The sequence below is a fragment of the Pontixanthobacter aestiaquae genome, from assembly GCF_009827455.1.
Classification (GTDB): Bacteria; Pseudomonadota; Alphaproteobacteria; order Sphingomonadales; family Sphingomonadaceae; genus Pontixanthobacter; species Pontixanthobacter aestiaquae.
On sequence record NZ_WTYZ01000001.1, the window covers coordinates 391,030 to 413,363 of the forward strand.

The 22,334-nt window shown below is 57.6% G+C and carries 21 protein-coding genes; 9 read left to right on the plus strand and 12 right to left on the minus strand.

Going from position 1 to position 22,334, the window contains the following annotated elements; translation table 11 throughout:
- Window positions 1-2 precede the first annotated feature (2 nt).
- From GRI35_RS01760 to GRI35_RS01780, 5 genes are all read right to left on the minus strand, one after another.
- Window positions 3-2,207 carry a fused MFS/spermidine synthase gene (locus tag GRI35_RS01760; RefSeq protein WP_160612431.1) on the minus strand — a complete coding sequence of 735 codons (2,205 nt, stop codon included), beginning with the start codon at window positions 2,205-2,207 and terminating at the stop codon, window positions 3-5.
- Window positions 2,208-2,795, minus strand: a complete 588-nt coding sequence (locus GRI35_RS01765; RefSeq protein ID WP_235900097.1) for a GNAT family N-acetyltransferase — start codon at window positions 2,793-2,795, stop codon at window positions 2,208-2,210. It abuts the gene before it with no gap.
- A complete protein-coding gene (locus GRI35_RS01770; RefSeq protein ID WP_160612432.1) occupies window positions 2,777-3,334 on the minus strand; it encodes a GNAT family N-acetyltransferase in 558 nt (185 codons plus the stop codon). The genes GRI35_RS01765 and GRI35_RS01770 overlap by 19 nt, the downstream gene beginning before the upstream one ends.
- On the minus strand, window positions 3,327-4,322 hold the full coding sequence (hemB, locus tag GRI35_RS01775) for a porphobilinogen synthase (RefSeq protein ID WP_160612433.1): 996 nt from the start codon (window positions 4,320-4,322) through the stop codon (window positions 3,327-3,329). Before hemB ends, GRI35_RS01770 begins: the two co-directional genes overlap by 8 nt.
- 70 nt (window positions 4,323-4,392) lie before the next feature.
- Window positions 4,393-6,021 (minus strand): M23 family metallopeptidase, encoded by a 1,629-nt coding sequence (locus GRI35_RS01780; RefSeq protein WP_290258965.1) that lies wholly within the window; start codon window positions 6,019-6,021, stop codon window positions 4,393-4,395.
- Window positions 6,022-6,222: 201 nt separating this feature from the next.
- On the opposite strand from GRI35_RS01780, the gene GRI35_RS01785 reads away from it, so the two are divergent.
- The 6 genes from GRI35_RS01785 to GRI35_RS01810 all read left to right on the plus strand — a co-directional run bounded on the left by GRI35_RS01785 (window position 6,223) and on the right by GRI35_RS01810 (window position 11,510).
- Window positions 6,223-8,721, plus strand: coding sequence for a helicase-related protein (locus GRI35_RS01785; protein ID WP_160612434.1), 2,499 nt, complete (start codon window positions 6,223-6,225; stop codon window positions 8,719-8,721).
- Window positions 8,722-8,733: 12 nt separating this feature from the next.
- Window positions 8,734-8,991 (plus strand): RNA-binding S4 domain-containing protein, encoded by a 258-nt coding sequence (locus tag GRI35_RS01790; RefSeq protein WP_160612435.1) that lies wholly within the window; start codon window positions 8,734-8,736, stop codon window positions 8,989-8,991.
- A 49-nt stretch (window positions 8,992-9,040) separates the two neighbouring features.
- The gene (gene fdxA, locus GRI35_RS01795) at window positions 9,041-9,379 is read left to right on the plus strand and encodes a ferredoxin FdxA (RefSeq protein WP_160612436.1); all 339 of its coding nucleotides are present in this window, start codon (window positions 9,041-9,043) and stop codon (window positions 9,377-9,379) included.
- A 266-nt stretch (window positions 9,380-9,645) separates the two neighbouring features.
- Entirely contained in the window at window positions 9,646-10,182 is a 537-nt protein-coding gene (locus GRI35_RS01800; RefSeq protein ID WP_160612437.1) for a CarD family transcriptional regulator, read from the plus strand.
- A 119-nt stretch (window positions 10,183-10,301) separates the two neighbouring features.
- Complete coding sequence (locus GRI35_RS01805) at window positions 10,302-11,096, plus strand: head GIN domain-containing protein (RefSeq protein WP_235900098.1); 795 nt, start codon at window positions 10,302-10,304, stop codon at window positions 11,094-11,096.
- A gap of 57 nt (window positions 11,097-11,153) precedes the next feature.
- Entirely contained in the window at window positions 11,154-11,510 is a 357-nt protein-coding gene (locus tag GRI35_RS01810) for a hypothetical protein (protein WP_160612438.1), read from the plus strand.
- Here GRI35_RS01810 and GRI35_RS01815 read toward each other — a convergent pair whose 3' ends face one another.
- Window positions 11,511-12,464 (minus strand): L-threonylcarbamoyladenylate synthase, encoded by a 954-nt coding sequence (locus GRI35_RS01815; RefSeq protein ID WP_160612439.1) that lies wholly within the window; start codon window positions 12,462-12,464, stop codon window positions 11,511-11,513.
- A gap of 74 nt (window positions 12,465-12,538) precedes the next feature.
- Between GRI35_RS01815 and GRI35_RS01820 the strand changes: the two genes are divergently transcribed.
- Complete coding sequence (locus tag GRI35_RS01820; protein ID WP_235900099.1) at window positions 12,539-14,281, plus strand: acyl-CoA dehydrogenase; 1,743 nt, start codon at window positions 12,539-12,541, stop codon at window positions 14,279-14,281.
- On the opposite strand, the gene GRI35_RS01825 is transcribed toward GRI35_RS01820, so the two are convergent.
- Window positions 14,282-15,742, minus strand: a complete 1,461-nt coding sequence (locus GRI35_RS01825) for a PQQ-dependent sugar dehydrogenase (protein ID WP_160612440.1) — start codon at window positions 15,740-15,742, stop codon at window positions 14,282-14,284.
- Between the two features lie 61 nt (window positions 15,743-15,803).
- Here GRI35_RS01825 and GRI35_RS01830 point away from each other — a divergent pair, with 61 nt between their 5' ends.
- On the plus strand, window positions 15,804-16,286 hold the full coding sequence (locus GRI35_RS01830; RefSeq protein ID WP_160612441.1) for a GAF domain-containing protein: 483 nt from the start codon (window positions 15,804-15,806) through the stop codon (window positions 16,284-16,286).
- A 131-nt stretch (window positions 16,287-16,417) separates the two neighbouring features.
- A complete protein-coding gene (locus tag GRI35_RS01835; RefSeq protein ID WP_160612442.1) occupies window positions 16,418-17,386 on the plus strand; it encodes a glycine zipper 2TM domain-containing protein in 969 nt (322 codons plus the stop codon).
- 50 nt (window positions 17,387-17,436) lie between these two features.
- Here GRI35_RS01835 and GRI35_RS01840 read toward each other — a convergent pair whose 3' ends face one another.
- The 5 genes from GRI35_RS01840 to GRI35_RS01860 form a co-directional block, all read right to left on the minus strand.
- Window positions 17,437-19,866: a fimbria/pilus outer membrane usher protein gene (locus GRI35_RS01840; protein WP_160612443.1), complete on the minus strand. Its 2,430-nt coding sequence runs from the start codon at window positions 19,864-19,866 to the stop codon at window positions 17,437-17,439.
- Complete coding sequence (locus GRI35_RS01845; RefSeq protein WP_160612444.1) at window positions 19,838-20,578, minus strand: fimbrial biogenesis chaperone; 741 nt, start codon at window positions 20,576-20,578, stop codon at window positions 19,838-19,840. The genes GRI35_RS01840 and GRI35_RS01845 overlap by 29 nt, the downstream gene beginning before the upstream one ends.
- A 28-nt stretch (window positions 20,579-20,606) precedes the next feature.
- Window positions 20,607-21,095, minus strand: coding sequence for a Csu type fimbrial protein (locus GRI35_RS01850; RefSeq protein WP_160612445.1), 489 nt, complete (start codon window positions 21,093-21,095; stop codon window positions 20,607-20,609).
- Between the two features lie 218 nt (window positions 21,096-21,313).
- Complete coding sequence (locus tag GRI35_RS01855; RefSeq protein ID WP_160612446.1) at window positions 21,314-21,820, minus strand: Csu type fimbrial protein; 507 nt, start codon at window positions 21,818-21,820, stop codon at window positions 21,314-21,316.
- 78 nt (window positions 21,821-21,898) lie between these two features.
- Entirely contained in the window at window positions 21,899-22,264 is a 366-nt protein-coding gene (locus tag GRI35_RS01860) for a hypothetical protein (RefSeq protein WP_160612447.1), read from the minus strand.
- Window positions 22,265-22,334: the final 70 nt, after the last annotated feature.

A 22,334-nucleotide genomic window follows, 5' to 3' on the forward strand; every position in this document is an offset into this window, starting at 1 on the left:
ACTCAGTTACCGAGCACATTTTCCCACTGGATGAAAGGGAGGATGGATGCGAAATCGTCAGTCCAGACCGTATCCACTCGTTGCGGCAGCTCTTGCCAACCGGCATCTTTTCCGGATCGCGCCAGTTCTTCAACCTTTGTTGGATTGGCCGACAGCGCAACCCACATCGACGATGTAATCCCTGAATCCTTGTCCGCGCCGTCGATCCGCACTCTGGTTGTGAGACCCTGCTCGTCGGCCAGTGCCGCAATCACCTGTTGCAGATCCATAAACCGGTTGGAAATATGGACCATGACCACACCGTCCGGGCCAACCATCCGGCGATAAAGGCCAAATGCTTCCGATGTCATGAGGTGGACCGGAATTGAATCGGAACTGAAAGCGTCGACGACCAAAATATCAAAGCGGCCGTTTTCCATGCGCTCCAACATGACTCTGGCATCACCAATGTGCATTTTCGAGTCCGGCGTGCATTCGCTGATGAAGCTGAACGACCCATCCCGGGAATATTCCACCACTTTCGGATCAATCTCGAAGAATTCCCAGCTTTGTCCCGGCTGTTGGTAGCAAGCAAGCGTACCAACACCGAGACCGACAACGCCAATGCTGGCTTCCGAACCTATCAGGCCCGGTGCGGCGGCCAGAGCCAGGCCGACACCAGATGTTTTGCCGTAATAGGTTGTAGGATCGAACTGCTGTGCCGGATTGGTATTCTGCGCACCGTGCACAGTCGTGCCGTGTATCAAATGGCGTCGCTCCGTTACCGGATCATCTGTTACCGTGTAGATTCCAAAATAGCTGCGATCCCGATCGCCTTTGAGGGAGGTTGCCAGCGTTTCATATCCGCCACGCGCAACCATCAACACCAGCAAAATAGCAACCATCGCCCAGCGATTGCCGAGCACAAGCACGCCGCACAATGTAACCGCCAGGACCATTGCATAGAGGCCCAGCGTGCTCTCGTTCGCAACAAAATAGTCAAGCAGGCTGGCCAGCAGAACCGCACCAAGCACAATCGCGAGCGTGGCAATTCGCTTGCTGCTTTCACTGAAATCAAGCCACTTCATCCAATCGATCAGCGGTGTGTTCGGCAGCAGAGCAGCTGCTGCAAGGACCAGAAGCGGGTGTTCCCACACCCAGTCGAACAGGGCGGGAGCCAGTAGAGCGGTAAACGCGCCACCCAGAACGCCGCCCGCGCTCATCACAAGATAGAAAAACGTCAGCCGCTCAACGCCGGGTCGATCCTGATAAAGGCGGCGGTGCAGCGCAACCGCAGCGACAAATAGCAAGCCGACCGACGCCAGAGCCGCGTTTAGGCCGCCCGAGCTGCCACTGACCATCGCCAAGCTGCCGAGCAATATCACGGTAACAGGTGCCACTTTGGCCAACACCCAACCAATTGTGCTGTTTTCATTGAATGCGAACACGAAGCTGAGCAAATACAGGCCCAGTGGAATGACCCACAGCAAGGGCATTGCCACGATGTCCGTGGTCAAATGGGTGGTAGTCGACAACATCAGACCTGACGGCACGGCGGCTAATGCCAGCCACAAACACATTCGCGCCGCACCGATGGGCTCTGCCAAGTCGCTATCGCCGTCATTTACCGATATATCCGCCACGTTCCAGCGAGAGGCAGCTGCAAACACGACAAGTGCCAGCAACAGACAATAGCCAATAGTCCACACGGTGCTTTGGTCGGCCACCGCGTAATTTGGCTCAAGTAGCAACGGATAAGCGAGCAACCCTGAAAAGCTGCCGATATTGGACGCTGCATAGAGCCAGTATGGATCACCAGCACCTTCATTCGCAGCATACCACCGCTGAATTAGCGGAGCCTGGGCCGAGACGACAAAAAACACCGGGCCAATCGTCACGAGAAATAGCAGCGGCACCCACACTATTTCCATACCTGCCGATGGTGGCGGCAGATCTGCCAGCGCAATCGGCAGAGTCAGGCCGGCGAGAACCAGAAGCGCGATATGGATGCTTGCTTGCCGTGCGATAGTGAAACGCGAGAGAGCGTGGGCATAAGCGTATCCGCCCAGCAACAACGCTTGATAGACCAGCATTGCGCTGTTCCACACTGCTGATGCTCCGCCCAGACGTGGTAGCGCCATGCGCGCAACCAGTGGCTGCACCAGAAACAGCAGAAAGCTGCCCGTCAGTATCGTGGCGACGAATAGCCAGCGGCGGGTTTGTGTCATCTAGTGTACTTTCCGCCAATCATGACGGTCGATCCGGTAAACAATAATTGTCGAATCTTCGTCACTGAAATCGTTGCTTTCGAAATCAAGATCGTTGCGGCGCTTCATGCCAAGGCGCTCCATCAGGCCCCAACTACCGGCGTTGCCATCAACCGTCAGCGCAATGATATGCGGCGCTTGAAAGCGCTCGAAGCCGACTTTCAGGCTCGCTTGCGCAGCTTCGAGAGCATAGCCTTTGCCCCAGGCATCTTCGCGCAAGCGCCAACCGATTTCGTGCTCGCCCATTGGGCCGCCGTCTTGGTTGGACATTTTTAACCCGCAAAAACCGATGATCTCGCCTGCTAAATGCCCGCCATCCTGTTTGCGTTCGAGTACCCAGAACGTGAAGGCATGATCCCGTCGATAGCCTTCGAGCCGTCTACGCATCCAGGCCTGCTTGTCCGCACCAAGCACCCCGCCGAGCCAGCGCATCACAGCCGGTGTATTGGTATGCTCCAGAAATGGCGGCCAGTCCTCTTCGCGCCAATCGCGTAGAATAAGACGCTCGGTTTCATAGCGAAAACCATCCATCATCGTGACGCCTGCCATTCCTCACGGTCTATGCTGTACTGGATCGTGGGGTTCTCGCCTGCCGGGAAGTTCGGGTCATTAAAATCCAGGTCCTTGCGCCGGCGCATCCCAAGTTTCTCCATAATCCGCCAACTGCCCACGTTTGCCGCCGATGTGAGCGCAACGAGAAGAGGAGTATCGTGACCAACAAAAGCCAGATCACGCACTGCCCTGGCAGCTTCCATCGCATAGCCGCGCCGCCAGCGATCTTCGCGCACCAGCCAACCGATCTCCATATCACCTTGATTGAGCGCAAGCGTGTGATCGACCCGCTTCAGCCCGGCATGGCCAACCATGTCGCCGGTCGCCTTCTCGATCATCATCATAAAACCGAAGCCTTCGCGTGCAAAGCTTGCCATAGTCTTGGCGTGCTTCGTCTCGATTTCGTGGAGTTCCTTCACTCCGCCAAGATGCTTCATGACGGCAGCTGTGTTGAGTATGCGGTGCTGCAATTCAGCGTCACCCTCATCCACCCGGCGGAGAACCAGCTGGGCAGTCTCCAAAACCAGATCACCCATTCAGCAGTTTGGCCGCATGGTCCGAATGATAAGTCAGCACACCGGAACAGCCTGCGCGTTTAAAGCTCATCAGCGTTTCGAGAACCAATGCGTCGCGGTCGCCTGCACCCGCCGCCGCCGCGGCTTCGATCATCGCATATTCGCCGCTCACCTGATAAGCGAACGTCGGCACCTCGAAACGTTCTTTCACCCGGCGCACGATATCGAGGTAAGGCAGGCCCGGTTTGACCATCACGCTGTCCGCGCCTTCGGAAATATCCAGCGCGACTTCGCGCAGCGCCTCTTCGCCATTGGCCGGATCCATCTGGTAGCTTTTCTTATCGCCTTTCAGCAGGCCGCCAGACCCCACAGCATCGCGGAACGGGCCGTAGAAGGCAGAGGCATATTTCGCCGCGTAAGCCATGATCTGCACATTGACGTGGCCTTCACCCTCCAGCGCCGAGCGGATCGCGCCGATCCGGCCATCCATCATGTCTGAGGGCGCTATGATATCCGCACCTGTCGCCGCCTGATTAAGTGCCTGACCAACGAGAACCTCGACGGTCGAGTCGTTGACCACATAACCCGCATCATCGAGCAGGCCGTCTTGTCCGTGCGCCGTGTATGGATCGAGCGCCACATCGGTCAGAATGCCGATATCCGACCCACAGGCATCGCGCACTGTTTTGATCGCACGGCACATCAAATTGTCCGGGTTGAGCGCCTCTCCACCATCGTCGGAGCGACGGTCAGGCTGCGTGTTCGGAAACAGAGCAATGCAAGGAATGCCAAGCCGAACCGCTTCTTTCGCGCGCGCTGCAATTCCATCAACCGACCAGCGCGACACGCCTGGCAGTGAGGCAATGGGTTCTTCGACACCGTTCCCCTTGGTCACGAAGAGAGGCCAGATCAGATCGGCTGGCGTCAAGACGGTTTCGCGGTGGAGCGCGCGGCTCCAGCCGGATGCGCGCGTGCGGCGCAGGCGAGTATGGGGAAATAATCCAGTCATTGCCGCATATGTGCCGCAATTGCCCGCTCGGTTCAATCGGCGCTTCGATTATCAGGGGCGGAAAGCGACATCAGCTGACTTTCTTGGATGCTTCCAGCTTGTCAATCTCTCGCTCGGGTTCGCCCATTTCAGACGGCTTCTGCTCCAGATCTGCAAGCGCTGCACCTTCCTCTACCGTTTTCAGCTTCGCGAGCGCCGCGCGGAATTTGCGCAAATCGTCGCCTGAAAGTTGCGCGCGCGTCACAAACCTAACGGAAGCAGGATTCACCGACCGACCACCACGATACATTTCATAATGAAGATGTGGCCCGGTCGAAAGACCGGTCGAGCCAACATAGCCGATAATCTGCCCGCGGCGGACCGATTGCCCGTTGCGCACTGCAATCCGGCTCATATGGCAATACCGTGTCGCAAGATTGCCTGCGTGATTGAGGCGGACCGCTTTGCCGCAGCCGCCCATCCGGCCGGCACCGACTACGCGCCCATCGGTCACCGCAACAATTGGCGTGCCGCTTCGCGCGCGAAAATCGAGGCCCGCATGCATCCGGCGATATCCGAGGATCGGGTGGCGGCGCATGCCATAACGCGAACTGATCGGGCCGGGCACAGGCGCAACAAGCCCGCTGCGTTGCTCGCCGACACCAGACGCTTCATAAAAACGGCCATCGTCACCCCAGCGCATCAACTGGGTTTTCGGCTTGCCGCTGCGATCAATGCCCGCATAGAGCAATTTGCCCGCCTGACGTTCGCCGGTGGCCGCGCGGCGGTGCGAGACGATGATGTCGAATGTGTCGGTCGAGCGGACTGCACGGTCGAGATCGATCTGATCGCCCAATGCCGAAAGATATTGCTGCACCGCGCTGGCCGGTGCGCCCGCAGCGCGCGCAGAACGGTACAGGCTGCCGCCTACAGTACCGCGAATCCTCAGCGGTGTGTCGTCAACGCGGATCGGAATGCGTTTCAGCGCCAGATTGCCGTCAACGCGTTCGATCTGCAACGCGAGATCAAAGCGTGCACGGAAACTCAAATTGTCGAGTGGCCGTGTTTCACCAGGCGCCGGACGGCGGCCAAGGGTGATATCGACCTGTGTGCCCGGCTCGATCTCGCCGAGCGGCATGGTCCGGCCAATCAACTCGCTGACCCGGTCGGCATCGCGCGATCCGACACCGGCACGCTGGAGCATCCGCCCGAAACTGTCGCCGCGGGCCAAAGTGGCGAGCATATCCAGTTGCGGACGTTCTGGCGCGCTTTCGAGCTCCACCACCGTAGGCGTAGCGCCCATATGCCGGCCACTATCCGCGCCCAGCGCCAGCGGCATAATCATCTGACTGCGAAACTCGTCGCGAACGCTGTCATCCACTTCCATTACGGGCGCAGCTTCGAGCGGCGAAAAGTCGGGCCACATCGCAAGAGCAATCGCAGATAGACCCAACAGCGTGCCAAGACCGCGAAACCATCGCTTGCTGCCGATCGATTCTGCGAGGTCGGGTGTCAGATCCACCCTCTCTAGCTTCTCGGAGGCAGAAAAACGCCATTCATCGAATTTTTCGGTCAGTCCACTTGCTCGTTGGAGCACTTGCGGGCGATCATCATCCACAATCTGGTCATGCGTAAGCGCGACGGAACGCCATGACGTCCCGCCGCTGACCTCGTCTATGGCCGCATCCCCTGCGGCATTGCTATTAGGCGGTGTATACACCCCGCTCTCCAATTGAAGTCGCGCGTGATCAATGTGCGACCTGACCCGTAAATCCGTCTATGCGGGGTTTCTTGCAGAATTAAAGTTAATTCCGCCCTAATCTGCGGCGGGCAGACTCGGCTTTGAGACGGGCTGTTGATCGCGCGCGACCGGCGGTTGTCGGGTGGCCAGCGAAGTGGCACATTGCTTTTTGAAGCACTTATGCGCGACCAATCCATCATCAGAGCGGTCCTGGGACCGACCAACACTGGTAAGACCCATCTCGCCATTGAGCGGATGTGCGCCCATTCAAGCGGTGTAATGGGCTTTCCGCTGCGTTTGCTCGCCCGCGAGGTCTATGACCGGGTAGTAGGGATTAAAGGCGAAGCCCAGGTGGCGCTGATCACCGGTGAGGAGCGGATCGAACCTCCCAACGCCCGCTATTTCCTGTGTACGGCCGAGGCGATGCCCAAGGATGGCGGCGATCATGCCTTTGTCGCGCTTGATGAAGCGCAGCTCGGCGGAAATCGCGAGCGCGGGCATATTTTCACCGACCATCTGCTCCATGCGCGAGGGCGCGAGGAAACCCTTTTGCTCGGCGCTGCGACGCTGGCGCCACTCGTGCGTTCGCTTATTCCCCGTGCAGAGATTTCGGACCGCCCACGCTTTTCCACCCTCACCCATATCGGGCCGCGCAAGCTCTCACGTTTGCCGCCGCGAAGCGCGATTGTCGCATTCTCGGCAGAGCAGGTTTACGCGGTCGCCGAAATGCTGCGCCGGTTCAGAGGGGGATCGGCGGTTGTGATGGGTGCGCTCAGCCCTGAAACGCGCAATCGCCAGGTCGAACTCTTCCAATCAGGCGAAGTCGATTACATCGTCGCCACCGACGCAATCGGGATGGGGCTCAATCTCGATATCAATCATGTTGCCTTTGCTGCGCTCAAGAAATTTGACGGTGTTCGCATGCGCCGATTGTTCCCCGCCGAAATGGCGCAAATCGCCGGGCGAGCGGGCCGTCACCAACGTGATGGAACTTTCGGGACCCTCTCCGGGGCTGGTGATAAGCACGCAGAACCCGCCGAGTTCACCGAAGAAGAAATCTACGCGATTGAGGAACACCGCTTCGCGCCGATGACCAAGCTGTTCTGGCGCGATTCAGAGCCGCGCTTCGATACGCTTGCTACTTTGATCGGCGATCTCGAGCGCGTTCCGCACGAGCCCGAATTGCAGATCATGCCGGAAACGATTGATCTAGCCGTGCTGAAACGTCTGGCAGATGACCCAATAGGTGAGGACGTCAAGGCGGCGTCGCAAGTGCGTAGATTCTGGGAAGTTTGCTCGCTGCCGGACTTTCGTCAGCAGGGCGCAGAGACGCATTCGCGCTTCGTTGCACGGCTTTGGCAGGACTTGCGGCACGACTATATCGGCGCGGATTACGTCGCCGCTCGGATCTCCGAACTCGACAATATGCAGGGGGACATTCATGCTCTGCAGGGCCGGATCGCTGCGATCCGCAGCTGGGCCTATATTTGCCAGCGGCCCGATTGGGTTCTAGCGCGCGATGAAATGGCCAGCCGCGCAAGGGGCGTGGAGGCCAAGCTGTCCGATGCGCTACACGGGCGGTTAACCGAACGTTTTGTGAATAGAAGGACCGCAATCCTGATGAAATCTTTAGGCCAGGATGCTTCACTGCTGGCTGTGAAGCTGTCTGATGATGGTGTATTATCGGTGGAGGATGAGCCGATTGGCGACGTTAAAGGCTTCCGCTTCATCGTCGATCCCAGCGCCAACCATACAGACCGCAAAATGCTGTTATCGGCAGGCGAGAAGGCTTTGCCGCGTATTCTGGGCGAGAAGGCGCGTAAACTGGCTGGCGAGGATTTAGATGCTCTCGAACTCAGAAAGGGCGCGGTCTGGTGGGAAGCCCAGCGGATTGCCAAGCTCGATCTCAGCACCAATCCTGCGCGTGCGAAGCTGGCACTAGAACGTGATCTGGATGTTCTCCAGGATGCTGATCAGGCAATATTGACCAAAGCGCTTGAAGGATGGCTGGCAAAACAAATCGAATCCATCGCTCCGCTCGGCAAAATGGAGGACGCGACACATGACTCCGATGCCGGATCTGAAGCGCGCGCCTTACTGCTTACCCTGATTGCCGGTCACGGCTTTGTCACTCGCGAGAAAGCTGGTCTGCAGCACTTACCCAAGGAAATGAGGCCCTTCTTACGCCGTCTTGGTGTCACATTTGGCGCGCTTGATATCTTTGCGCCTGCGCTGCTCAAGCCAGCACCGCGCAAAGTGCTCAGCGCGATGGGCGTTGATCGCAGGCCGCTCAATGATGCGATGATTCCGGTCATCGATGGCGCGGGCAAGCATCCGTCCGGCTATCGACCTGCCGGAAAACAGGCTGTCCGAATAGATATTGCCGAGAAGATCCTGCGCGCCACCCACGATGCGCGCGCCAAATCGGGCAAGAAGCGATTCTATGTCGATCCGGCACTGGCGATTTCGACCGGCCTTACCCCTGACAGTTACAAGAGACTGCTCGGCGCTGCTGGTTTCCGCATCCATCCTGCCAAGTCGCTTCCCGAGGGTGCGTTTGGCCCGCAAACACCCGATTCGTGCGAGTGGCGCCCTTCGCGGCGCAAACAGCAGCGGACCAAGCCAGCCAGACCGCGCGAGGGCAACGCTTTCGCCGCATTGGCTGATCTTGTCCGGTAGCTTGAGGCACGCATGAGAATTGACCGGCTGCTCTGCTATCTGCGATTCGTCAAAACCCGCAGTCAGGCTCATCAGCTGGTAGATGAGGGGCATATTCGCTGCAACTGGAACCGGATAGAGCGCGACAGCTATGCCGTTTCGGTGGGTGATATATTGGTTCTACCAATAGGAAACGGTGTGCGAATAATAGAAATTCTCTCCATTCCAGAGCGCCGTGGACCGCCGGCCTTGGCACAGTCATGCTATCGCGTTCTTGACCCGCAAGGCTAACGACCATAGCAGGCGATTTAGCGTTTCAGAATAAAGGGAATACGCCGCAATGACATATGTCGTCACCGATGCGTGCATCAAATGCAAATATACCGACTGCGTCGAAGTCTGCCCGGTGGACTGCTTCTACGAAGGCGAGAACATGCTGGTCATCAACCCCAGCGAATGCATCGATTGCGGCGTCTGTGAGCCCGAATGCCCCGCCGAAGCGATTCTGCCAGATACCGAAGACGGCCTTGAGAAAATCCTCGAGATGAACACCAAATACTCCGCAGAATGGCCGAACATCACCAGCCAGAAAGAGCCGCCCGCCGATGCAGACGACTATAAGGGCATGGAAGGTAAAATGGAGAAGTTCTTCTCCCCGGAACCAGGCGAAGGCGACTAAGTTACCCACCTATCCAGCGGTGCTTCAGGCTCTCGATCTATGGCGATCGGGGGCTAGCTCCATTGCGAATCGGTACTGACTCGCAATTTTGTGACAATCGTGCTATATAGAGCCACTGCCGCGCCGGTTGGTCCCGGCGGCAGGTGAATATTGGAAAGGTGCAGACCACTCAATACACACAAAACGCGCTACGACCGCATCGCCTGATGCGGCCGCCAGTCGATTTGACTGTTTTGACGTGATCGGCCCGCACGAAAGGACTTTTTATGGCAGCCAAAGGCCTTGCCTTCGATGTCGGCGACTATGTCGTCTACCCCAAACACGGTGTCGGCCGTGTCACAGAGATTCAGAATGAAGAAATCGCGGGCATGGACCTCGAGCTCTATGTTCTCCGCTTCGAAAAAGAACGGATGACGCTCCGCGTGCCCACGAACAAGGTTGAAGCGATCGGTATGCGCAAGCTGTCGAGCGACAAGACTTTGAAAGAGGCGATGGAAACGCTCAAAGGCAAACCCAAGGTCAAGCGGACCATGTGGAGCCGCCGTGCGCAGGAATATGAAGCGAAGATCAATTCGGGTGAGATTGTTCTCATTGCCGAGGTGACACGTGACCTGTTCCGCCCGGACGATCAGCCCGAGCAAAGCTATTCTGAGCGCCAGATCTTCGAAGCCGCCTCCAGCCGCCTCGCGCGTGAATTGGCAGCGATGGACAAGACCGACGAGCCCACCGCTCTCGAGAAAGTCCTCGAAATATTGCGCGAGCACGCGCCGCAATATTACGACAATGACGACGACGATAGCTGATCTATCAATCGTCCATATGAACCGAATAGGGCCGTCCGTGTGGGCGGCCCTTTTTCGTTGCGCGGTTGTATCTCGGCCCAAGCTGTATTATGTGAGCAATACAGTAATTGGAGGATCGAATGGTTAGCCAGAAATTCAAATGCGCAGCTCTGGCTGCAATAGTCGCTTTAGGCCTGGCTTTGGGCGGGTGCGAAATGGACATTCAGATGGGCGGCAGCGACGGCGTTCCGCTCGCGGAGTTGGACATGTCGGGCGACGCGCCCACCGCGCTGGCCATTGCCGGCCCGGACAGAGTCATCATAACAGAAGGCGATACGCTGAGCATCACCGTCGATGGTGACGCCGACGCCGCAGCCGAACTTCGCTTCGATATTGACGGCGACACTTTGGAAATCGGGCGCGAAAGCGGTAATTGGGGCGATAGCGGCTCGGTTACTGTGAACGTCACCATGCCAACGCCGAAATCCCTTTCGATCGGCGGATCAGGCACGGTCGAAGCGCCGTCGCTAGCCAAAGAGGCTGATGTGAATATCGGTGGTAGCGGTAACGTCGTGATCGCCGCTCTCGATGTGGACGATCTCGACATCAATGTCGGCGGATCAGGTGAAGTCACCGCTAGTGGCACAGTCAAAAAGCTTGATGTCACTATTGGCGGAAATGGCGACATTAAATTCGCCGACGTTCAAGTCGGCGATGCTGATATTACCATTGCCGGTTCAGGCGATGTCGCCTTTGCTTCGGATGGCACTGTTGAAGCTACAATCGGCGGGTCAGGTGACATCACAGTCGTGGGCGATGCAAAATGTGAATTGAATTCGTTCGGTTCGGGGAGTCTCAACTGTGCGCCAGCCGCAAATGCGCTTGCGACGACGGAAGAATCGGAATCGGTAACAAGTGACGACGCCACCGAATGACGCCAATAATCGACGATTTGCTCCAAAGGGGTTATGCATCCTGGGAAAGGAATTCGAATGTCCCTTCCCATTGGTTGCGCCAAACGCCGCATAGCCCCTTTTGTTGTCGTTGCCTTCGCGTTCATTTTGCAAGGCTGCCTTGCGAAAGCTGCGGTTGACGTAGTGACGGCCCCGGTTCGTGTGGCGGGCAAGGCGGTAGATCTAGCAACAACCAGTCAGTCCGAAGCTGACGAAAAGCGCGGGCGTGAAATCCGCAAGCGCGAGGAAGAGCTCGGCAAGCTCAAGCGCGATTACGAAAAGCAGCAACAAGATTGCGCAAACGGTGACCGGCGCGGCTGCGAGAAGGCGCAGAAGATCTACGCCGAAATGCAGGTTTTGATACCAAGCATTCCGGTCGAGCCAGAAGAGCGCTAATCAGGCCGCAGCCCTGCGGAGTCTGTCATTGACGGCCTTACCGACTCCCTCATCTGGGATCGGAGCAATTGCGATGTTGGGCTGCTCGGCTTCTGCTGCCTGATGAAGGCAGGCATAAAGTCTAGCCGCGGCCTCTCCCAGATCGCCCGATTCCGACAAGCTGCACTGTCCCGCAATTGCCCCAAAGCCGATAAGGAACTCTCCTGAGGCAGCTTCTCGCGCATTGAGTCGAACAGGCTTGCCGGGAGAATAATGCCGCTGCATCTGACCCGGTGCCTCTATGCCGTTTTTCGCTTTTGTGGGGCGGAGCGGACGATCAAAGAAATGCTGATGCAGAAGAGATACATCCACCGGCCCCGGTCGCAGCTCCTCCCAAGAGCCGTCATGACGGATGGCCAAGATGGTGGATTCCAAGCCTTTTTCCGCAGTCCCGCCGTCGAGAACCAGATCAACCCGCCCTTCGAGCGTGGCCAGCACATGTTCTGCGCTGGTAGGACTGATTGCATTGCTCCGGTTTGCTGACGGAGCTGCCAATGGAAAGCCGCTCGCTTCGATCAATGCGCGCATAGTGGGGTGTGCAGGCATCCGGATCGCAATCGTTGGCAGACCTGCCGATACAGCGCTGGCCAAACCCGCATCAGCCTTTCTCGGCAGCACTAGAGTGAGTGCTCCCGGCCAAGCAGCAGCCGCGACCTCTTCAGCATGGCCAACGAACTCCGCGAGAGACCTAGCCTGTTCCAAGGACGCGATATGAACAATCAGCGGATTGATCGAAGGCCGTCCTTTAGCGGCGTAAATCTTCGCCACAGCCTCCTCGCTGTCTGCGCGCGCGGCGAGGCCGTAAACCGTCTCCGTCGGCACGGCCACCAACCCTCCGGAACGAAGGATTTCGGCCGCGCGGGCTATCCCGGCAGCGTCTGCACCTGTCGTTTCCGTAGCGTCCTTGTCGCTCATGGCGTGGCGCTATAGGTGAGGGGCAGAAAAAGCCAAGGGAAACGCCTATTCGAAGGGCGGCAAAGGAAACACAATTGACCTCGTATACACCGCCAACCCAAGACCAATTGCTCGCCATCAAAGTCAATGCCGGGATCGGTGAGCTCGCTCAAAGCGAACGCTTTGCCGCTGCTGAAGAGGATATGATCGAGGCTATCGTCCAAGGAGTCGGCGATTTTGCTGCAGGCGAATTCGCTCCGCTCAACCGGATTGGCGATCTGGAAGGGGCTAAGCTGGAAAACGGCGTGGTGCGCCTCCCGGACGGCTATGAGGCAGCCTATCACAACTATGTCGAGCAAGGGTGGAACGCGATTGCATCGCCCGAAGAGTTTGGCGGCCAAGGCTTGCCGTTCACGCTCGCCTGCAATGTGATTGAGAATCTCGGCGCGGCAAATATGGCTTTTACGCTGCTGCCTATGTTGTCGGTTGGCGCGATCGAGGCGATCGAACATCACGGCAGCGATGCGCAAAAGGCTGCCTACATGCCCAAGCTGGTCAGCGGCGAATGGTCCGGCACGATGAACCTGACCGAACCGCAAGCGGGCAGCGATGTCGGTGCCTTGCGGTCGACCGCCACGCCCATCGACGATGGCGAACATGCGGGCCAATATCTGATCAAGGGTCAGAAGATCTACATTACCTGGGGTGAACATGAATTGGCGAAGAATATCGTGCATCTGGTGCTGGCGCGTCTTCCCGGCGCGCCGGAGGGAAGCCGCGGTATTTCCCTATTCCTCGTACCAAAATATCACCTGAAAGATGATGGATCGCTTGGCAATCGCAACGACCTGCGCTGCGTTAGCATTGAGCATAAGCTTGGCATCAATGCGTCACCCACTTGTGTGATGAGCTATGGCGATAATGACGAATGTATTGGCGAACTGATCGGTGCGGAAAATCGCGGGCTAGCAGCGATGTTCACGATGATGAACAATGCGCGGATCAATGTCGGCAGCCAAGGCGTACAAATTGCCGAGCGCGCGACCCAGCAAGCGGCGCATTACGCTAAAGAACGTGTGCAGTCTTCTCGAGCCGGATCGCCAGATCGCACACCCGTGGCGATTGCCGAGCATCCCGATGTTCGGCGGATGCTGCTGCGAATGAAATCGTTGACCGAAGCGATGCGCGCGCTGCTCTACTACACAACTGGCCAGACCGACCGGGGGACATTGGGCGATGAAGCCGCAAGCCAGCGCGGCGAAGTACTGGTGCCGATGATCAAGGCATGGGGTACGGATACGGGTATCGATGTGGCGAGCATCGGCGTGCAAATCCATGGCGGCATGGGCTTCGTCGAAGAGACAGGAGCCGCGCAGCATTACCGCGATGCGCGGATCGCGCCGATTTACGAAGGCACCAATGGCATTCAGGCTGCCGACCTTGTGACCCGCAAGCTCGGCTTTGAAAATGGCGAGGTCTATGCTGCACTGATGGCAGATATCATCCGCGATGCGGCGGACGAACAGGCACTGAAGGCCCTTGCAGAAGAGTGCGCAGAAATCGCCCTATGGATGCGCGACGACGCAACACTCGATGATAAACTGGCTGGCAGCGTACCGTTCTGCACAATGTCAGCGATCGCAGTCGCGGGCTGGCAGATGCTGCTGCAGAAGCGAGCGATTGAAAACGGTCAAGCGCCTGCTCTCGCCGCGACCAAGCCGGTCACAACGCGCTATTTCCTCGACCACGTCGTGCCTGAGGCAGCTGGCCTCAAGGCCGCCGCGACCAGCGGCGCAGAGCTGTTCTACTCGCTGACCGCCGAGCAGCTAACCGGCTGATCAATCAACCGGCATCTGGATTTCGCGGGCGAAGTCGTCTGTGAAGACAGCTCTCGGATCACCGATCAATTCGCGTTGTGGCGGCAGTGAGTCCGTTGTCAAACGCTTGATCGGCGCGCCGGGCTCTGCACTCGGGTTCAGTACCCGCCAGATAATGCCTGCCGTATCGTCACTGACCAGCAGCGAACCGTCCTGTGCCCATTCGACCCATGTCGGGCGGCCGCGCGTCGTGCCTTCGCCGGTTAGGAATTCGGTCAGCACCGGAACGGGTTTGCCCAGCGGATTGCCGCGCTCGTCGAATGGAACATACACAACATCATAGCCCGAAGCCGGTTTGCGATTCCACGAGCCGTGGCGAGCGATGAACGCACCCTGTCCGAAGGTTTCACCCATCCGGTGACCTTCTTTGGTGAACACTAGTCCAAGCGCCGCAACATGCGGCCCCAGCGCATATTCCGGACGACGGGCATATTCCTGCAGATAAGCCGGCATCGGCGCATCAACGCGGCGGTCGACATTGTCTTTGAAATACAGCCACGGCCATCCATAGCGCGCACCAAGCGGCACATTTGTAAGATAATCGGGCACCAGATCCGAACCAAGCATGTCGCGCTCGTTCACGGTCGTCCACAGCTCATCGCTCCACGGGCTCCAGTCGAGGCCATTGGGATTGCGCAATCCAGAAGCGAACAGGCGCGATTTTTCTTCTACAAGATCATATTCGTGGATCGCCGCGCGCCCCTTCTCGATCTCCATACCCTGCTCGCCAATATTGGAGGCCGAGCCGACAGCGACATAGATCTTATTCCCGTCCGGGCTGAGAATAATGTTGCGCATCCAGTGGCCCCCGCCTGGTGGCAGATCCATCAGTTTCTTGCCTTCGCCGGGAACGCTGGTGGCACCCAGCGTATATGGAAACGCCAGCAGCGCATCATGATTGGCAATGTAGAGCGTATCATCACCCCATGCGATGCCTGACGGCGAGTCGAGCGCATCGGTCAGCACCAACTTCTCGTCGGAGGTACCGTCGCCGTCAGTATCGCGCAGCAGCACCAGCTCATTGGCCGATTCGCCTTTCGCACCGGCACGGCTCATGAGCATATCCGCGATCCAACCGGTAATACCGCCGCCTTCTGATTTCGGAGAGCGTGTCAGAGTGACCAGAATATCGCCATTGGGCAGCGCATAGACGACACGCGGATGATCCAGCCCTTCGGCAAAGCGCGTGACTGTCAGGCCGTCCGCAGCAACAGGAAGCTCACCGTCTTTCCATCCGATGGGCTCGGCAATGTTGATTGTCGGAAAAGCTTCCGAGTTGGGTTCTTCCAGAACCGGATCACCGCCGGTGACCTCCTCTACAGAGAGGCCTGCGGTATCGCCGCGGCTAAGCCAGAAAAGTACCGCTGCCAAAACAACGATGATTGCGAGAATCCAGAGGAGGACTTTGCGTTTGGTGCTCATGTGCCTTTGAATAGGCACAGTCGAGGCTTGCGGCAATGGCGCATCGCACTAGATGGAGGGGATGTTCGATTTTGCACCCGATCCGGATTTGCCCAAGAAAGAGCGTTATCGCCAATTGGCCAATGCAGCGCAGGCTCTGATTGCCGACGAACCGGATCGGGTGGCCAATATGGCTAATGTCGCGGCGCTGATGTGGGAATTTATTCCTGATCTGAACTGGGCTGGCTTTTATCGCGTCATTGATGGCGAGTTGGTTCTGGGTCCATTCGTTGGGCGGCCGGCATGCATTCGTATTTCTATGGGCGCGGGTGTTTGCGGCGCTGCGGCATCCGAAGGCGCGACCCTGCTCGTAGAGGATGTTCACGCTTTCCCCGGACATATCGCCTGCGATTCGGCCAGTCAGTCAGAGTTGGTCGTCCCTGTCATGCGCGATGGCGCCGTCTGCGCGGTGATTGATCTCGACAGCCCCAACCTGTCGCGTTTTAATGCGGAAGATGCTGCAGGCGTGGAAGCGCTCGCGAAAATCCTCGAAGGCAGGATCTAGCGATCCCCAACCGCCCCGAAACGGGACAACGCGCCGCAAGCCGCTTGGGTCAGGCGAATGGAATGGTAAGTTTTATCTTAACGCCGAGATTCGTCCGGCTTCCATTTGCATGAATATTCAAGGGGAATAGCATGACCATCCGCCTTTTCATTTCGACAGGATCCGCTCTTGGCGCGCTTGTTATCGCTGCACCGTCCCTCGCCCAAGGCAACGGTCCGGAGATGACCTATGAAGATCGCCAGTATGAATATGCTCAGCCTGCCCCATCTCTGGTGCCGCAACCGGCCCCAATCACATATCGCCAGGAAGCTGTCGTCCAGCCTCTGCCCGAGCGTGCAACGTACGCGCCGCCTGTCCGCTACGTGAAGAAGCCGCGCTATGTGAAAGATCATGCAGGTGCCGATTACGACGTGGAATATGAATACGACACGGCCAAGCGCTCAGTACCTGCGCCACAATATCATGCGCCAAAGCATGCCGCACCAGCTTACCTGCCAACTCAGGCACCCGCTTATCCTCAGCATTACCAACCGCAGCAACCGCAGTTCGACCGCGCTGCGTGGATGGATGAATGCGTGGGCCGGATTAGTGGGCGTCAAGGTCGCAGAGACAGCAACGGTAATATCATCGGCGGCCTTGTCGGCGCAGCAGCAGGCGGGCTGATCGGAAATCGTGTCGCAGGGCGCGGTGATCGCCTCGCAGGTACGCTGATCGGCGCTGGTGTAGGCGGTCTAGCTGGCCTTGCGGTGGGTAGCGCGATCGACGGCAAGAACAGCCGTAAGAATGATGACGCCTATGCTTATTGTGAAGATTGGCTTGCCCGTTATTCTGGTGGTCACCACGGGTATGGCTATCAGCAGTACAGCTACGCCTATCATGCACAGCCGATGATGCTGGTCCCTGTCTGGGTTCAGGTCCCCCAGCGCGCCGTCACCAAGGAATATGTCACTTACGAGCATTACGAAGAAGAAGTCGTGACATATGAGGAAGTGCCAGCAAAGCGCCGCATGATTGAATCGCATCCGGCTCCAGCAACCAAGCCCGTAAAGCGCACCTATGTGAAGCAGGCCCAGCCGGTTAAGTACTCCAAGGGAAATTGATATATTTCAATGGTTTAGATAGTTTCTAAAAAGTTGCGCCGCGCGACTTTTTAGGGGCTGTCTCCTGCTGGTTGCGGGGTGGCAGTGGCAATGTCGAGTTCCATACAGTCCGCTCGTGCTTCGGGAATGTCGAAATTGTCATCACCCATTTCAGGCAGACGTATCGTGCACGAACCTCCGCCACGCTGTTGAAGTGTAAGACTCTCGTCGCCGGACAGAGCATTGAAGTCGATCAACCCATCGAAGGCAACGCTGTATGGCGTGCCCGAAGGCTCGGCCATTAGCTGTGAGCCGACCCGCAGTGGCCGCCCGCCAGGATCGACCAGCTTGATGAGCTGCGAGCGATAGGCATCCACATCGAGCTTTACCGAGGCGACAGCACCGCGCGACACGACGACACGGCGGTATGTCGACCGTGCGACAGCGTCGAACGGCAGCTTATCGGGGTCGAGATCGAACTGCACGGGCACCAGCGGGGTAAGGTCTTCTACCAGCAACCGGCCTTTGGAGTCGGTCACACCCGCCTCGCGATTCTCCCGCGTTACAGTGATGCCGCCAACTTTGCCCGTCTGGACCAGCGCATAGGACCCGCCTGTCTGGTTGCGCGCGTAGAGTGTGCTTCCCGCGAAGATCAGCGTCCCGCGCGCATTAGCCCGCGCCGCGAAAGTGCCTGCATTATACTCTGCCTGGCCTTCAAGGCGCGTATAACGACTGCGCCATGCCAGACGGCCCGCCACACGGGGCCGCTCAGCAGCCAGCCCTTCGATCATGTAGCCTACATCGCCCGCGACTACATCCGGACGGAAATAGGTAGCTTGAGCGCTGTTGAAACCTCCACTGCGGCTTATCGAGGCCTGTGCAGTCCGTTTCCGCCCTAATTGGATGTTCACCCCAAGCATTGCCGACAAATTGGACTGATCGCCAGTGCGATAGGACACGTCTGCATAGAGATCGATGCGTTCGGTCAGCTTGGCGCGACCACTTGCCCTGAAAATGTCAAGTTTTTGCACTTGGCGCGGGAATCGCGGGTCAAATTGGCGCCGTTGTCGGCTGGCAGTCAGTTGCAGTCGCAAATGATCGCGTAAATCGAAGTTGATTGAGGCGTTAAACTGCTTCGCGGGCAAGGGATCGCCCGCCTGGGACGCCAAATCGCGATAACCCGAGGACGGAACGATCGCTTCCGCCCTGACGGAGAACCCAGATCCGGCGGATTCCACCCCGCCGCGTATCAAAAACCCGCTATTTTCAGTGGTCTTGGAAAAACGCACTTCAGAAAAGGCCAAAGCGCGGTCAAATAAAGTCATTTCAGCTTGCGCACCAAAGTTTCGGATTCCAATTCCTACTTCCCCAGAAACGCCGAAGGAGAGACTTTTTGAAAAGCCTCTCCTCAGGAAGAACGTGCTGGTCAGGTCACGATAATCATTACTGACTTGTCCGAACCTTCGTCGGACATAGCCTATGTTGGCAGCCCCCTCCCATAATCCGGGGGCCAAGAGCTCTCTCGAGACATATATGCGCGCTGTCTGTATGACCTCCCGCCCTAATTCGTCTCTGACAATAACCGAAACCTCGCCCCTACCAGGACTGATCGGGATGTTCCGAACCTGAAACTTACCGGCCTCAATGTCGGCACCCGTAAAGCGGCGATCATTCACGATCAGGTCCAATCCGGTTGGAACCGCGACATTGCCCTCAAAGGCGGGCAACGGGCTGGTGACCAGATCCGGTCTGAGAGCAAAATCGGTGCCAACTTGCAAACCGCCAATTCTGAGCGGGCGCTGGCTTTGCGAGCCAGCCGTAATTGTATCGCCTGCGCGCACGATCAGCCCCTTTTCGGGCATAGCGAAAGTTACGCGTGTATCGAGCCGCCGTATCGCAGAGCGGCCAGGGGCGGGATTGGTGAGAAACTGTACCGCGCCTTCGGCCTGAAAATTACCGTAAACAAAGCGGGGCGAAACGACGCCTGCGCCATTCGCGCCGGAGCTTGATGCGGTGGCGGTAAGGTTATAATCGACCAACAACGCAGGCAGCGGGGCGCGCTCGCCGGTTCCGCCGGTATAGCGCGCGAAATTGACATCATTTGCGCCATCCCTGTCGCGAAGTTTCGTAATACTCAGCCGCTGGCTAAGCTTGTCGAATGACCAATCCGCAATATTGAGGTCTTTGATCTTGATATAGCCAGTCATACCCGGATCGAAAGGCAGGCTCGCCATTTTGGCAGATTCGGCATCAATCGCTAGCTCGCCGTCGATCCATGCGAGGTCAACCATCCGGACCAGCGAGCGCCCATCGACCCGAATCGCGCTCAGGCCCGGGCCGTCAGCTTCGCTTTCGCGGGCATCATCGATGGAAACATCTGTCGGAAGCGCGAACGGGTCCGACGCCTGCGCTAAGGCAGGGTTCTGCCCTGATATCAGCGCTGCAAACGCAAATGGCAGAGCGAGTAAGGTTTTACCCGCAGGTGTTTTGCGCCTGGACATCGACATTTTCGCCGTCGATCGATGCGCTGACGCGGATCGGGCCCGTCGGACAGCCTCCGGGCATTGCCCATTTGAGCGTGCTGCCACCTTGAACATAATTGAGACCGCCGGTTTCGACTTCGATCGGCTCTCCTTGAGCATTTCTTAGGCTCAAATTAACCATACGAGCCGTTTGCTCGCCGGAATTTGTCGCGGTCAAACCGTCACCCCCGATAGACCATGCCACATTGGCTGGTTTCGCAGTTGCGCGGTCAATAAACATCGGAATTGTGAAGCGGATACGGGCTTGCGCCTCCCCGCCGCGGAGCAATTCGGGATCCGGCAGCTGGTCAACGGCAACGCGGTAACGGCGTTCACCCTGGGCCGGCGTATCTCTGCGAAGTACCCGGAAGATCTGTGTATCGCCCGGTTCAATCGTGATGATCGACGGTGAAATCATAACATCGTTGGATGCGAAATAGACGTCTTTACCCGCCTCTTGCTTCCATCCGAATGCCCGGACCTGCACACCTATGGCGCGGCCCGATGGATTATAAACCCGCAGCGTTTCCGCACGCTGATTTCCATCCAATTCGATGCGAAGCGGTGCCAATGAAACATTTGCTCCACGCGCCAGAACGTCGTCTGGAACAGGGGCTTCGTCTTGCGCTATGGCCACACCGCTCGAGAGCAGCATTGTCAGCGGCAGAGCTACGCCTGCAAAAAGTTTCATGGCACCGTTCGTCATCTTTTCTACTCGATTAGAAAGTAACGGTGACCGTCACGCTGTCCGAGTAGCTGCCAGCGGTTACAGCTGAAGCGGATGCCGGGATACGGCCGTAAGCGGTCAGCGTAGCGACGCCGCCAGTTGCTGTGCCGGCAACAGTGTTACCTGTTCCAGTGCCCCATGAAGCGGTGCGTGCAGCATCTTGGTACACATCATATGGGATGCGCTGTGTAGTATCAGCGCCGTTCACGAGTTCGCGCTGTGTGCCTGCACCGGCATTCAGGCCAAGGTCGAGCGACACGTCATAGGCAGCATCTGGCGTACAAGCGAGAGCGATAGAAGCCGAAGAATCGATGTTTGCAGTGCCTAGTGTGGTCAGAGTACCGAACGCCATCGGCGAAGCAGTTACGGTGCAGCTGTCAACGACAGTTGCAGTGACCAGCATGTCATCGGTATCTTGAGCGAAAGCTGGTGACGCCGAAAGTGCCGCGGCACCGGCCGCCAGCATGATTAGTTTACGCATTATATAGTCTCCTAGCCCTGGTTAATTAGGCATCAGGAGCAATACGCAGGAGCCGTATAGAAACGGTTAATGCCGGTAAGATTTACGGGTTAATGCAAACTGCCGGTGCACTGAAAACCGCAAAGGTGCGTCACTTTTGGGGTTAATTTTGAATGATGCGCGAGGCGGAACTATTCGTGCGTCAGCAAAGACATAGCCCATAGCCGATACATTTCGGGCTAGAACTCGATGGTAACCGTCACAGTATCCGCGAACACACCGGCGCCCGCGTCGGCCGGAGCGAGATTACGGATTTGACCATAAGCGGTATGGTTCGCAACACCCGTAGCGCCGGAATTGCCCGACACTTTTCGGTTATTTCGCGTGTCCCATATACCGGTGAAGTTGGCGTTCCGATAGATGTTATACCGCATGTAGCGGTTCGTGCTCGGATTATACATGCGCCGATTGCGTGCGCCACTGGGGTACAATCCCGCGTCAATAGAAATCGCATAATCGGTATTCGGAGAGCATAACAGCGAGATTGTTGACGTGGTTGTCGGACGACCTGTCAGCCCGAACAGACTGCCAAAATTCATGGTAGTCGCCGAAATCTGACAGCCGGCCACGACCGTCGCCTCGATATCCATCGGCTCGGTAGCAGATTGCGCCCATGCGGGCGTCACAGCTGATAAGCTGGCAAAGCCGATTGTTATTAACCGGATAGAGGCGAATCGTGCGTGCATAGTAATACAGTCACTCTGCTCATTACGCCCATATTCGTTAATAAAGTTTGCTTAGGATACAGCTGTTCAGCCTGTCACTCAAAAGTCGATGGCGACGATAAGCTCGCGATTTCCGCCGCGCATATGTTGCGGCGTAAGTTTTTTCATACGGCTCGAAGCGACAAATTTTGCCACTTTCCCTGCCGTTGCCCGATACACACGTTTACCAAAGGCAACTTTGGGATCGACGCGAATCGATTGCTGCCCATTCTGAGCGCGCTGGCCAGTCCGGGTAATTTTGGACTTAGCCCCTACGATTGCACCGCGAAGCGAAATCGCAAATACAGTTGGCTTTCCGCACTGCATCTTCACCTTTGTTCGACCACGCAGCTTGTTAGCGGCCGTCTTAATGAATGGGGTAGCCGACACGCGGCAGCCCTCCGAAACCGTGGCGGATGCGAGCATGATGCCCCGCGCCTCTTTGGCTTTGGCTGGCGTAGATGCAAGAACGCCAAATAGAGCTATTGCCGCAGAG

Excerpts from the sequence above, each read along its gene's own strand:
- GRI35_RS01760 (WP_160612431.1), bottom strand. The coding sequence starts at position 2,207 with ATGACACAAACCCGCCGCTGGCTATTCGTCGCCACGATACTGACGGGC.
- GRI35_RS01765 (WP_235900097.1), bottom strand. The coding sequence starts at position 2,795 with ATGGCAGGCGTCACGATGATGGATGGTTTTCGCTATGAAACCGAGCGT.
- GRI35_RS01770 (WP_160612432.1), bottom strand. The coding sequence starts at position 3,334 with ATGGGTGATCTGGTTTTGGAGACTGCCCAGCTGGTTCTCCGCCGGGTG.
- hemB (WP_160612433.1), bottom strand. The coding sequence starts at position 4,322 with ATGACTGGATTATTTCCCCATACTCGCCTGCGCCGCACGCGCGCATCC.
- GRI35_RS01785 (WP_160612434.1), top strand. The coding sequence starts at position 6,223 with ATGCGCGACCAATCCATCATCAGAGCGGTCCTGGGACCGACCAACACT.
- GRI35_RS01790 (WP_160612435.1), top strand. The coding sequence starts at position 8,734 with ATGAGAATTGACCGGCTGCTCTGCTATCTGCGATTCGTCAAAACCCGC.
- fdxA (WP_160612436.1), top strand. The coding sequence starts at position 9,041 with ATGACATATGTCGTCACCGATGCGTGCATCAAATGCAAATATACCGAC.
- GRI35_RS01800 (WP_160612437.1), top strand. The coding sequence starts at position 9,646 with ATGGCAGCCAAAGGCCTTGCCTTCGATGTCGGCGACTATGTCGTCTAC.
- GRI35_RS01805 (WP_235900098.1), top strand. The coding sequence starts at position 10,302 with ATGGTTAGCCAGAAATTCAAATGCGCAGCTCTGGCTGCAATAGTCGCT.
- GRI35_RS01810 (WP_160612438.1), top strand. The coding sequence starts at position 11,154 with ATGTCCCTTCCCATTGGTTGCGCCAAACGCCGCATAGCCCCTTTTGTT.
- GRI35_RS01815 (WP_160612439.1), bottom strand. The coding sequence starts at position 12,464 with ATGAGCGACAAGGACGCTACGGAAACGACAGGTGCAGACGCTGCCGGG.
- GRI35_RS01825 (WP_160612440.1), bottom strand. The coding sequence starts at position 15,742 with ATGAGCACCAAACGCAAAGTCCTCCTCTGGATTCTCGCAATCATCGTT.
- GRI35_RS01830 (WP_160612441.1), top strand. The coding sequence starts at position 15,804 with ATGTTCGATTTTGCACCCGATCCGGATTTGCCCAAGAAAGAGCGTTAT.
- GRI35_RS01835 (WP_160612442.1), top strand. The coding sequence starts at position 16,418 with ATGACCATCCGCCTTTTCATTTCGACAGGATCCGCTCTTGGCGCGCTT.
- GRI35_RS01840 (WP_160612443.1), bottom strand. The coding sequence starts at position 19,866 with ATGTCCAGGCGCAAAACACCTGCGGGTAAAACCTTACTCGCTCTGCCA.
- GRI35_RS01845 (WP_160612444.1), bottom strand. The coding sequence starts at position 20,578 with ATGAAACTTTTTGCAGGCGTAGCTCTGCCGCTGACAATGCTGCTCTCG.
- GRI35_RS01850 (WP_160612445.1), bottom strand. The coding sequence starts at position 21,095 with ATGCGTAAACTAATCATGCTGGCGGCCGGTGCCGCGGCACTTTCGGCG.
- GRI35_RS01855 (WP_160612446.1), bottom strand. The coding sequence starts at position 21,820 with ATGCACGCACGATTCGCCTCTATCCGGTTAATAACAATCGGCTTTGCC.
- GRI35_RS01860 (WP_160612447.1), bottom strand. The coding sequence starts at position 22,264 with ATGCTCGCATCCGCCACGGTTTCGGAGGGCTGCCGCGTGTCGGCTACC.